The sequence below is a fragment of the Azospirillum sp. NS33 genome, from assembly GCF_059703765.1.
The window spans coordinates 88,697-99,467 of the sequence record NZ_BAAKJB010000007.1 but is presented as its reverse complement, the minus strand read 5'-3'; the positions used below and the strand labels follow the sequence as shown (position 1 = coordinate 99,467).

The 10,771-nt window shown below is 74.0% G+C and carries 10 protein-coding genes and 1 riboswitch; of the genes, 1 reads left to right on the top strand and 9 read right to left on the bottom strand.

Going from position 1 to position 10,771, the window contains the following annotated elements:
- Window positions 1-10 precede the first annotated feature (10 nt).
- From treZ to AC6H2I_RS08775, 8 genes are all read right to left on the bottom strand, one after another.
- Window positions 11-1,852: a malto-oligosyltrehalose trehalohydrolase gene (gene treZ / locus AC6H2I_RS08810; protein ID WP_497500234.1), complete on the bottom strand. Its 1,842-nt coding sequence runs from the start codon at window positions 1,850-1,852 to the stop codon at window positions 11-13.
- A 131-nt stretch (window positions 1,853-1,983) separates the two neighbouring features.
- Window positions 1,984-2,853: a DMT family transporter gene (locus tag AC6H2I_RS08805; RefSeq protein ID WP_497500233.1), complete on the bottom strand. Its 870-nt coding sequence runs from the start codon at window positions 2,851-2,853 to the stop codon at window positions 1,984-1,986.
- Entirely contained in the window at window positions 2,835-3,347 is a 513-nt protein-coding gene (locus AC6H2I_RS08800; RefSeq protein ID WP_497500232.1) for a hypothetical protein, read from the bottom strand. The genes AC6H2I_RS08805 and AC6H2I_RS08800 overlap by 19 nt, the downstream gene beginning before the upstream one ends.
- A gap of 1 nt (window position 3,348) precedes the next feature.
- Window positions 3,349-4,509 (bottom strand): hypothetical protein, encoded by a 1,161-nt coding sequence (locus AC6H2I_RS08795; RefSeq protein WP_497500231.1) that lies wholly within the window; start codon window positions 4,507-4,509, stop codon window positions 3,349-3,351.
- A gap of 58 nt (window positions 4,510-4,567) precedes the next feature.
- Window positions 4,568-5,329: an ABC transporter ATP-binding protein gene (locus AC6H2I_RS08790; protein ID WP_497500230.1), complete on the bottom strand. Its 762-nt coding sequence runs from the start codon at window positions 5,327-5,329 to the stop codon at window positions 4,568-4,570.
- Window positions 5,326-7,041, bottom strand: coding sequence for a branched-chain amino acid ABC transporter ATP-binding protein/permease (locus AC6H2I_RS08785; RefSeq protein WP_497500229.1), 1,716 nt, complete (start codon window positions 7,039-7,041; stop codon window positions 5,326-5,328). The genes AC6H2I_RS08790 and AC6H2I_RS08785 overlap by 4 nt, the downstream gene beginning before the upstream one ends.
- Window positions 7,034-7,906, bottom strand: a complete 873-nt coding sequence (locus AC6H2I_RS08780) for a branched-chain amino acid ABC transporter permease (RefSeq protein WP_497500228.1) — start codon at window positions 7,904-7,906, stop codon at window positions 7,034-7,036. The genes AC6H2I_RS08785 and AC6H2I_RS08780 overlap by 8 nt, the downstream gene beginning before the upstream one ends.
- Window positions 7,907-7,911: 5 nt before the next feature.
- Window positions 7,912-9,042: an ABC transporter substrate-binding protein gene (locus AC6H2I_RS08775; RefSeq protein ID WP_497500227.1), complete on the bottom strand. Its 1,131-nt coding sequence runs from the start codon at window positions 9,040-9,042 to the stop codon at window positions 7,912-7,914.
- A 51-nt stretch (window positions 9,043-9,093) separates the two neighbouring features.
- Window positions 9,094-9,188, bottom strand: a riboswitch (TPP riboswitch).
- Between the two features lie 135 nt (window positions 9,189-9,323).
- Between AC6H2I_RS08775 and AC6H2I_RS08770 the strand changes: the two genes are divergently transcribed.
- The gene (locus AC6H2I_RS08770; protein WP_497500226.1) at window positions 9,324-9,929 is read left to right on the top strand and encodes a transcriptional regulator; all 606 of its coding nucleotides are present in this window, start codon (window positions 9,324-9,326) and stop codon (window positions 9,927-9,929) included.
- 3 nt (window positions 9,930-9,932) lie between these two features.
- On the opposite strand, the gene AC6H2I_RS08765 is transcribed toward AC6H2I_RS08770, so the two are convergent.
- Window positions 9,933-10,445, bottom strand: a complete 513-nt coding sequence (locus AC6H2I_RS08765; protein WP_497500225.1) for a helix-turn-helix domain-containing protein — start codon at window positions 10,443-10,445, stop codon at window positions 9,933-9,935.
- Window positions 10,446-10,771: the final 326 nt, after the last annotated feature.

The window sequence follows — 10,771 nt, the reverse complement described above, 5'->3', positions numbered from 1 at the left end:
CCCCGTGGCGTCACGTGGCGTTCCCCGCCTCTTCCAGGAACCACAAAGCCGACCAGCCCGCAAGCGCACCGCCGGACAGGGGGCCGAGCAGCCCGGGCTCGCTCTCGGCGATGAGCCGGCCCTCCGGCCGGATCACGCCGGGCGCGTCGACGTCGCCGAGGTTGGCCAGCACCACCAGCACGGCGCCGTCCCCCAGCGTCCAGGCGATGGCGAACGCGGCCCCGTTGCGCCACACCGTGCGCGGATCGCGCACCCCGGCCAGGCGGGGCATCAGCGTCGCGGCGCGGGTGCGCAGCAAGGACCGTGTCAAGGCCAGCCAGCCGGCGTGCGGCTCCCGCCCGGGCGCGTCCCAGTCCAGCTTCGAGCCCTCGAAGGTGGACGGGGCGTTGGGGTCGGGGATGCGGGCGCGCGCCGCGTCGTCGGCGAACTCCGGAAAGGCCGCGAACTCGCGCCGCCGGCCCTCCCGCACGGCGTCCGCCAGCCCTCCCTCGAAGTCGCAGAAGAAGTTGAAGGGACGGGTCTCGCCCCATTCCTCGCCCATGAACAGCATGGGCACGGCCGGCGCCAGCAGGGTGACCGTCGCCAGCGCCCGCAGCCGGCGTGCCGGCGCCAGCGCCGTGAGCCGCTCGCCGAACGCCCGGTTGCCCACCTGGTCGTGGTTCTGCAGGAAGTTGACGAAGGCGTTGGCGGGCAGGTGGGAGCTCGACTCGCCCCGCTCCTCGCCGCCGCGGTGGGCGGATTCCTCCCCCTGGTAGATGAACCCCTCGGTCAGGGCGCGCTGCACCATGTCGATGGGGTCCTCGGCGAAGTCGCGGTAGTACCCGCCCTCCTCGCCGGTCGCCAGGACATGGGCGACGTGGTGGTAGTCGTCGTTCCACTGGGCGTCGTAGCGGCGTGCGCAGCCGGCGGAGTCGCGCTCCAGGTGGCGGGCGGTGTTGGCGTCGTTCTCCAGCACCAGGTGCACGTGGCGGTCGGGGCCGATGACGGCCCGCACCGTGTCGGCCAGCTCGGTCAGGATGTCCGGGTCGCTGTCGTCGATGATGGCGTGCACCGCGTCGAAGCGCAGCCCGTCGATGCAGTACTCGTTGAGCCAGTACAGCGTGTTGTTGATGAAGAAGTCGCGCACCGGCCGGGCGTCGGCGCCGTCGAAATTGATGGCCGCCCCCCAGGGCGTGTGGTGGCGCTCGGTGAAGAAGCGGTCGGCGTAGGCGTGGAGGTAGTTCCCCTCGGGCCCGAAGTGGTTGTAGACGACATCCAGGAACACCATCAGGCCGCGCTCGTGCGCCGCGTCCACCAGGGCCTTCAGGTCGTCCGGGGTGCCGTAGGAGGAATCGGGCGCGAAGTGGAGAACGCCGTCGTAGCCCCAATTGCGGGTGCCGGCGAAGTCGGCCAGCGGCATCAGCTCGACCGCGGTGACGCCGGTGTCCACCAGATGGTCGAGCCTGGCGATCGCAGCACGGAACGTGCCCTCCGGCGTGAAGGTGCCGACGTGTAGCTCGTAGAGCACCGTCTCGTGCCAGGGGCGGCCGCGCCAGGCGCCGCTGCGCCAGGGATAGGCGGCGGGGTCGACGACGACGCTGTGGCCGTTGACGTCGCCGGGCTGGTGGCGCGACGCCGGGTCGGGCACGCGCAGGCCGTCGGGCAGCACGAAGCAGTACCGGCTGCCGGCGCCGGCGCGGTCGGTGACCCGCTCGAACCAGCCGCCGTCCTGCGCGTCCATGGCGACCGGCTCCGCATCGTCGATCGCCACCGCGACCGCGGGCACCGAGGGCGCCCACAGACGGAACCGGACCTGGCCATCGGGAAGCAGCGCGGCGCCGAACGGCATGGAATGGGCGAAACGGGCGGTCATGGCGGGCCTGTCCGTGGTGGCATGGAGAAACCGTCCGGTCATCGATTGGGGACGATGCCGGGTGGTGCCGTCAACAGGTCAGAACCAAGAACGCTGCGCGCAAGGGGGGTATGACTGTCGGACGGGGCGGTTCACACCGCCGCGGAGCCGCGGCGGCGCTCGCGCAGCAGGAGGTAGAGGCCGCTGGCCACCACCAGGGTGCCGCCGAGCGCCAGCCAGGGGCTCGGCCGGTCGCCGAAGACCAGAAGCCCGAAGCCGACGCCCCAGATCATCTGGGTGTACTGGAACGGCGCCACCACCGGCGCCGGGGCGATGCGGAAGGCGGCCAGCGCGCAGGTCAGCGCCAGCCCGCCCAGCAGCCCGGCCAGCGCCATCAGCGCGAGGTCGTGCGGCGAGGGCGGGACGAACACGAAGGGCTGCGGGACCGCCAGGATCGCCGCGATCAGGATGTTGCCGAAGAACGGGAAGGAAAACGGCGTCTCGCCCGGGCCGTAGCGGCGCACCACCAGGGCCGAGGCCGAATAGCCGAGCGCGCCGACCAGGGCGCCGACGACGCCCAGGTTGACCGCCCCGCCGCCGGGGCGGAGCATGATCAGCACCCCGGCGAAGCCGACGAGGATGGCCGCCCAGCGCGCGCCGTCGATGCGCTCGCCCAGCCACACCGCGGAGGCGGCGGCGATGATCAGGGGGGAGGAGAACAGGATGGCGTAGACGTCGGCCATCGGCAGGTGGCTGAACCCGAAGAACGCGCCGTAGCCGGCCGCCAGGCCGCACAGGCCGCGCAGCGCGTGGACCGCCGGCCGGCGGGTCGCCAGCATGGCCGGGCCGCCCCACGCCAGCGCCACCAGGCCGATCGGCGCCAGCGAGAACACCGTGTTGAAGAACGCCACCTCGACCAGCGGATAGCGGCCGCTGAGATGCTTGATCAACGCGTCCGCCGACGAGAACAGCGCGAATCCCGCCACCGCCAGCGCGATCCCCGTCATGTTGGTGTTGCGCATTCCCCGTCCCCCAGGCCGTTGGGGGCGAACCCCATGGCCTGCGCCGCCGCCACGCAGTCCTCGGCGATCACCGCGTCGAGATGGTCGCGGGCGACGATGGAGAAGCTGTAGCCGCGGTCGTAGATGGCCACGGCGAACCCGCCGTCGATGGCGGCGCGCAGGAAGTCCGGCAGGGTGGATGCCCGCCACGCCTGGGGCCGCGCCGGGTCGACGCACATCACCATGGCCCGCCGGCCCGGTGTCTGGAACACGTAGGCGCCGGCCTCCTTGGGGTGCGGCACCACCGCGCGCTCGGCGGAGCCGTGACGGTGGGCGTCGATGTGGCGGCAGGTGAAGCCGCCGCACACGGCCGGGCGCGCCGGCGTGCCGTGAATGGCGCACCCCCCCCCGCCGATGTGGCGGCACGGCTGGAAGGGGGGCTTGCCCAGGGCGTCGATGGCGAAGACGACGCAGCACAGCGTGCAGCCGTCGCAGTGCCCGGCCCGGGCCGCCACCTCACGGCGCCTTCCGGCTGCCCGTCGACGGGAAGGCGCGCTCGATGCTGAACTCCCGCGCCGCCAGGGCGCGCACCGCCGCGGCCAGGCGGTCGCGGAGCCGGTCGGCCAGCGCCGCGTCGCGCTGCGGGGCCTCGTGGGTGAAGAGCGTGAACAGCTTGGCGTCGGTGAGATAGAGCAGCAGCGCCACGTGGAGCGGCCCCTTGGCCGAGGGGCAGGTCAGGTTGCCGGTGCGCAGGGCCACGCCGATCATCACCTCGACGTCGCCGTAGCTGGCGTCGCCGCCGTTGCACGCCTTGACCATGGCGGTGCGGTAGACGTCGCTGATCTCCGACAGGGTGGCCGTCTCGTCGACCATGTGCTGGCGCACGCTTGCGGTCACCGGCCCCGCCCTCCACAGGAAGTCGGGCCGGCGGTCGGCCGGGAGGTTGTCCAGCGGCACCGGCGTGATGTCACGGATGCCCGCCTCGCCCAGCAACGCCAGCAGCTCGTCGGGAAGCGGCCCCGCCTCGCGGGCGGCGGGGCGGGTCCCCGGCACGTCGCCGTCCCGGGCCACGCACTCGCGAAGGGTGGTGAGCGCCTTCTTGGTGCCCTTGAGCTGGAACGCCACCCGGTCGGTGTCGGACCGGATCACCAACTCGTTGCCGTTCGCCAGCCGGTCGAACAGGGTCTCGTCCTTGCCCTGGGGGATCACCAGCAGGTCGCCCTGGGTGGCCACCGCCGTGCGCGTGCGCTCCGCGCCGCCGTCGACGCTGAGCGACACCGACCATTGGGTGTCCTTGGGCAGGCTGGCGCCGGGAATCTGCACGGCGATGTTGATCTCCTGACGGTTGCTCAGGGCCAGCAGAAGCAGGTGCCCGGTGTCGAACCGGTTCTCGGTGACGCAATAGGAAAAGGCGCCGTCGGCGCCGTTCACCGGGCCGCCGTACCACTCCCCCGTCGGCGACGCGGCGACCGCCGGCGCCGCCGCGCCCGGGTCGTCCGCGGCCCCCGGGGCCGCCAACGGCGCCCCGTCTCCGGCGCCCGGCGCCACCGATTGCAGCGGCGGCGCCGGCTTGACCGGCGGGGCGAGCACGGGCCCCGCGACCGGATCGGCCGCCAGGACGGGTGCCACCGCCAGCACGCAGCCGGCCAGGGCAAGGGCGAAGCACACTCGGGACATGGGGCTCTCGTCGACCAGGGGGGCGGCGGCGGGCGCGGCCGGGGGTTCGTGCGCGACCCTAGCGATCCTCCGCCCCGCCAGCAAGGCCGAGGTCGGCCCCGCCGCCGAGGAAGGCGGCGCGCAGCGCCTGGGGGGTCACCGCGTCCGCCGCCCCCTCGTGGACCACCCGGCCCACCCGCAGCAGAACCACCCGCCGGGCTGCGCGGAGGGCGAGCGCCGCGCTCTGCTCGGCCAGCAGAACCGCGGTGCCGGCGGCGGCGACCGCGGCGATGGTGGCGACGACCTCGGACGCCAGCTTCGGGGACAGCCCGAGGGACGGCTCGTCCAGCAGCAGCAGGCGCGGGCGCCCCATCAGCGCCCGGCCGATCGCCAGCATCTGCTGCTGGCCGCCCGACAGCCGCCAGGCGGCGTCCGCCGCCTTGGCGCGCAGCTGTGGAAAGAGTGTGAACACCCGTTCCAGGTCGTCGGCCCGCCCGGCGGCGGCGGTGAAGCTGGCAACCTCCAGGTTGTCGCGCACGCTCATCCCCGCGAACACGCGCCGCCCCTCCGGCACATAGCCGAGGCCGAGCCGGACCCGCCGCTCCGGCGCCAGACCGGCGAGGTCGGTTCCGTCGAGCCGGACCCGGCCGGCCGACAGCGGGACCAGCCCCAGCACGGCCCGCAGCAGGGTCGACTTGCCGGCCCCGTTGGCGCCGAGCAGGGCCACCGTCTCGCCCCGCCCGACGCTCAAGGAGGCGCCGGCCAGCGCGGCCACGCCGCCATACCCGGCCGCCGCGCCCTCGACGTCGAGCACCGTCCCGGCCGCGGGGGGGCCACTCATGCCCCGTCCCCCAGATAGGCCGCGACCACCGCCGGATCCTCGGCCACCGCGCCGGGCGGGCCGTCGTAGAGCACGCGCCCCTGGTCGAGGCAGACCACCCGGTCGGCCAGCGGCAGCAGGAACGCCATGTCGTGCTCCACCACCAGCACGGCCACGCCCGACGCCGCCACGGCGGCCACCTGGCCCGCCAGCTCCGCCTTTTCGACGTCGGTCAGTCCGGCCGCGGGCTCGTCCAGCAGCAGCACCGCGGGCTGGCGGGCCAGGGCCCGGGCCAGCTCGACCCGGCGGCGCAGGGCCGCCGGCAGCGAGTCCGCCGGGCGCAGGGCGAGGTCCGCGGCGCCGACCCGGTCCAGGGCATGGAGGGCGTGGGCGTGGGCCGCGGCGATTCCGGAATCCCGGTCCAGGCGCGCCGCGGCCACGGCCTCGAGGACGCTGGTCGCCGGCAGGCTCGCCGCCTGGAAGGTGCGGGCGATGCCGGCGCGGGCCAGGCGGTCGGGCCGCCATCCCGCGGTGTCGCGGCCGCCGACGAGAACGCGCCCCGCGTCGGGCCGCTCGACCCCGCTTACGATGTTGATCAGGGTCGTCTTTCCCGACCCGTTGGGGCCGATCAGCCCGGTCACCCGGCCGGCCTCCAGCGCCAGCGAGACACCGTCGAGGGCGTGGACGCCGCCGAAGGCCTTGCTCACCCCGTCCACCGCCAGCGCGGTCCCGACCGGAAGGGGCGCGGCGGCGGCCCAGGGCCGGGCCGGCGGCGGCGCCGGCGGCGGCGGCGGAAACAGCCGCTCCAGCGCCCCGACCAGGCCGTAGGGGGCGAGCACGACGGCGGCGAGCAGCGCCGCCCCGTAGAGCAGGAGCCAGCTCTGTTCGAGGAAGCGGAACCACTCCGGCAGATGCTGGAGCAGGATGGCGCCCACCACCGCCCCGGCGACGCGGCCACGGCCGCCGACCACGGCAATGGTCAGCACGGCGACCATCACCGGAAATTCGAGCACCTCCGGCGACACCACGCGCTGGGTGTGGACCGCCAGCGCGCCGGCCGCGCCGCCGTAGAGCGCGCTCACCACGAAGGCGCCCAGGCGCAGCCGCCCGACGTCGAGCCCGAGGGTCGCCGCGGCGAGCGGGTCGTCGCGCACCATCGTCAGTGCCCGCCCCCACCGGCCGCGGGCCAGGTACCAGGCGGCGACGCCGCCCGCCGCGACCGCCAGCCACACCGCCGCCGCCAGCGGCCGGCCCCGCGGCACCTCCGCGCCCAGCACCACGATGCCCGGCACCCCGGCCAGTCCGTTGGCCCCCCCGGTGAGGTCGGGCGCGTTGACCGCCAGCAGAAGCACGACCTGGGCGACGCCCAGGGTGGCCAGCGCGAAGTAGTGCGATTCCAGGCGCAGCACCGCCAGCCCGACCGGAAGGGCCAGCAGCGGCGGGACCAGCAGCGACAGCGGGAAGGTCGCCGGAAAGGTCCAGCCGTAGCGGCTCCCCAGGATGCCGGTGACGTAGGCGCCGATGCCGAAGAAGGCGCCCTGCGCCAGGGACAGCGCCCCGCCCAGGCCGAACACGATCTGGAACCCCATGGCGGCCAGCGCGTACACCCCGGCCACGGTCAGCACCCGCAGCTCGTACGGCGTCGCCAGGCCGGCGGCGTAGGCGGCCAGAAGGGCGCCGGCCAGGCCCAGCACGGTGCCGGCGCGCGGCCTTCGGATGCCCCCCCTACGCACGGCGCCGCGCCGCCTCCCCGAACAGGCCCTGGGGGCGCAGGATCAGGATCGCCAGCAGGGTGAGGTACAGCGCCCCCAGGGCGACGGGATAGGACAGCACCGCGGACACCCCGACCTCGAACAGGGCGATCAGCAGCGCCCCGGCCACGGCGCCGGGGATCGAGCCCCAGCCGCCCACCGTCACCGCGATGTAGGCCTTGAGGATGAGGTCGCCGCCGGCGGTCGGGGTGACGAAGAACTGGTTCGCCAGCAGCAGCCCCGCGGCGCCGGCATAGGCCGTGCCCAGCGCGAAGGTGGCCATCACCATGGCCGTCACCGGGATGCCGCAGGCCCGCGCCATCTCGGCGTCCTGGGCGGTGGCGCGCAGGCGCCGCCCGAACTGGGTGCGGGCCAACCCCCAGTGCTGGGCGGCGATGAGAACCGCCGCCACGGCGATGATCGCCAGCGACTGCTGCGGCACCACCAGCCCGCCCAGGTCGAGCGTCCCGCCGCCCAGCAGCGGCGGCGCGGCGCGCGGCTCTGGACCGAACAGAACGGTGGCCCCGTTCTGCAGCATGATGCCGACCGCGATGGTCGAGATGAACACCGACACCGGCGGCCGGTCGCGCAGCGGCAGGTAGGCGGCCAGCGACACCAGGAGCCCCAGCGCCGCCATCAGCGCCAGCACCACCGGCAGCAGGACCAGTCCCGGCACCGGCAGGTGCGGCGCCAGGGCCGCGCCGAGCATGCCGCCGGCCATCACCAGGTCGCCCTGCGCGAAGTTCACCGCGCCGGTGGCGTTGAGCACCAGGACGAAGCCCAGCGCCACCAGGGCGTAGGCCGCGCCAAGGGCGACGCCGTTGAGCAGCAGCTGCAGGGCCAGCATGGCGGCTAGTTCGCGGCGGTGGTCAGGCCGTCGTACCGCTTGGCCACCGCCGGCACCCGCGAGGCGCCGTCGTAGCACACGATGATGGCGGTGTGCGCCATGTTGCCCGTCCCGTCCGAGCGGTAGGTCATGGCCAGCCCCTCGTGGGTGCCGCGCGCCAGCGCCGCACGGACCGCCTCGGCGGTGCGGGCGCCGCCGGCCACCGCGTCCAGCACCATGCGCATGCCGTCGTACTGGCCCAGCGCGAAGGCGTCGGGCTCGGCGTCGAAGGCGGCGCGGTACGCGGCGGTGAATCGCTCCATCGCAGGCGAGCCGCCGGACACCGGCGACGCCGCGGTCTCCGCGCACACGCCCTTCAGCTCGGCCGGCCGCAGCAGGGCGGCCGTGCTCGGCTGATGCATGGCGGACCCGGCCACGATGGGCAGATCGACGCCGTGCGCCGCGGCCTGCCGGATGAAGAGTGCGGTCGGTCCGGAATGGAGATGCAGGACCAGGGCGTCGGGCTTGGCGGCGAGCGCCTTGCTGATGGCCGGCAGCAGGTCCTTGGCGGCGGGATCCACCCCCTCCTCGTAGACCACCTCGGCGCCGAGGCGGGCGAACTGCTCGTCGAGGTGGGCCTTGCCGCTCTGACCGTAGGCGGTGGTCTGATAGATGATGGCCGGGCGCGTGCGGCCCAGCTCCTCCACCACGTAGCGGGCGTGGGCCCGCTTGGTCACCGCGTCGCCCGGGAAGAACCGGAAGACCCAGGGGTTGCCCTGCTCGGTGATGGCGGCGGTGCCGGACACCGTCACCAGCGGCACGCCGTAGTCGCGGGCCAGCGGAAGCATCGCCAGCATCTGCGTCCCCAGCATGCTGGCGGCCACCGCGCCGACCGTGTCGCCGGACCCGACGGCGCGCTCCAGCGCGGTCACCGCCGCCTCCGGGGAGGTTCCCGTGTCGGCCACATCCGATGCCACGGTGACGCCCGCCGGCGACGAGTCCTGCAGCGCCAGCACGGCCCCGTTGCGCTGGCTCGTGCCCTCCAGCGAGAGGAAACCGGTGAGCGGAACGAGGACGGGGAAGGTGAGCGTCTCGGCCCGCACGGCGCCGGCGCAGGCGACGCTCAGGAGTAGGACGCACGCACGGTTCCGCCGCATGACAGTCTCCTCTTCGCCGGAGGGGGTGCTGTGCGGCGCGGCGGGGCTGCACCCGGCCGTCGCACGGCTCCCTTCGCCGGCATGACCCGGATCAGGTTCGATGGGTGTTTCTCAGCCCGCCTGTGCGGGCACCCCAGCCGTTCGGTGAGGAACAGTCGCAAGCCGTCCCATGGGTGTCAAGGCCGCCCTGGCGCGCCACCGCATCGTGAAACCGCGGTGGCATGCCACGTCTGCGGCCCGCCGCGTTGTCGACGGGGCGTGCCGTCTGCTACATGTTGGTGATGCCCACACCCCGCCGCCGCACCGGATCCCGCCGGGTCGCCGACCCCGACCAGTTCGATCTGCTCGACTATCCCGAGCCGACGGCGGTCCTCATCACCTATTCCGGACGCACGGTCGATCTGGAACGCCCCGATTTCCGCCATTTCGAGATCGAGGACATCGCCCGCCCGCTGGCCTATCAGTGCCGCTTCGTCGGCAACACCGTGGCCTATTTCAGCGTGGCCCAGCACTGCGTGCTGGCCAGCCACGTGGCCCCGCCCGGCTACGCCTACGACGCCCTCATGCACGACTGCGAGGAAGCGTTCACCGGCGACTGGCCGACGCCCTGGAAGGTGCGCATCGGGCGCGACACCATCCGCGCCGCGATCGCGCCGATCAAGCAGGCCTTGGCCAAGCGGTTCGGCTTCCGCTATCCGGAACCGAAGGCGGTGAAGCTGTCCGACCAGCGGGCGCTGGCGACGGAACTGCGCGACCTCTGCGCTCCGCACCGGGTCAACTGGCAGGACCTGCCGGCCCCCTCCCCCGACCCCATCGTCCCGCTCGGGCCGGAGGACGCCATGGCCGCCTTCCTCGCGCGCTACCGCGACCTGCGGCCCCAGGGCTGAACGTCAGGCGCGGCCGCCGGTGTGGTCGCCGTCACCGCGGCCGCCGCGCTTTCCCACGCCGAGCCCCATGCCCGGCGTGTCGCCACCGTCGGCCTCCCCGGCGCAGCGCTCCGCCAGCTCGCGGATGGCGCCGCGGATCTCGGGATTGCGGATGTGCTGGAAGTAGCGGGCGAGCATGAGCGCCTCGCGCGATTGCAACGTGCCTTCCGCCTCCGCCGCGGCCTCTTCCGGCCGGCCGGCCGCCGCGGCCTCCCGCGCCAGGGTGCGCTCTTCCAGCCCTTCGAAGAACACCGACACCGGCACCTTGAAGAACTGCGCCAGCTTGTAGAGCCGGCTGGCCGAGACGCGGTTGAAACCGCGCTCGTATTTCTGGAGCTGCTGGAACGTCAGGCCCAGGGACGACGCCACGTCGCTCTGCGACAGGCCGGCCAGCATGCGCAGCTCGCGCAGCCGCTGCCCGACGAAGACGTCGACATCGTTGAGGCCTTCCTTCTTCTCACGTCCGCGTTTTTTCACAATATCCCCCGTATCCGGGAAAGCCGGGCCCGACACCGCCCGGCGAGAGACGATTGGTGCTCGGGCGCGCGGGATGCGGCCGGTCGGCACGCGCTTGAACGCCAAAACAGCGGGCAACCGGATTCGGCTTCACCCGGTCGTTGAAAATGAGCTATGCCCGGTCCGGTAAGCTGTCAACCGGCGCCCTTGCGGATACACCCTTTGATCCGTAGCCTTCCATCCGGGCGCCGCGCCGGACGAGCGCGCTTGCCCGGGGTCCCCGCACCGCCGCGCCCCGGCCACAGGCCAGCGGCAGGCCGGCGGCAGGCCAGCGGCAGGATGGTCCC

What these genes read in the sequence shown, in the direction of transcription:
- treZ (WP_497500234.1), bottom strand. Translation starts at nt 1,852, where the DNA reads ATGACCGCCCGTTTCGCCCATTCCATGCCGTTCGGCGCCGCGCTGCTT.
- AC6H2I_RS08805 (WP_497500233.1), bottom strand. Translation starts at nt 2,853, where the DNA reads ATGCGCAACACCAACATGACGGGGATCGCGCTGGCGGTGGCGGGATTC.
- AC6H2I_RS08795 (WP_497500231.1), bottom strand. Translation starts at nt 4,509, where the DNA reads ATGTCCCGAGTGTGCTTCGCCCTTGCCCTGGCCGGCTGCGTGCTGGCG.
- AC6H2I_RS08790 (WP_497500230.1), bottom strand. Translation starts at nt 5,329, where the DNA reads ATGAGTGGCCCCCCCGCGGCCGGGACGGTGCTCGACGTCGAGGGCGCG.
- AC6H2I_RS08780 (WP_497500228.1), bottom strand. Translation starts at nt 7,906, where the DNA reads ATGCTGGCCCTGCAGCTGCTGCTCAACGGCGTCGCCCTTGGCGCGGCC.
- AC6H2I_RS08775 (WP_497500227.1), bottom strand. Translation starts at nt 9,042, where the DNA reads ATGCGGCGGAACCGTGCGTGCGTCCTACTCCTGAGCGTCGCCTGCGCC.
- AC6H2I_RS08770 (WP_497500226.1), top strand. Translation starts at nt 9,324, where the DNA reads ATGCCCACACCCCGCCGCCGCACCGGATCCCGCCGGGTCGCCGACCCC.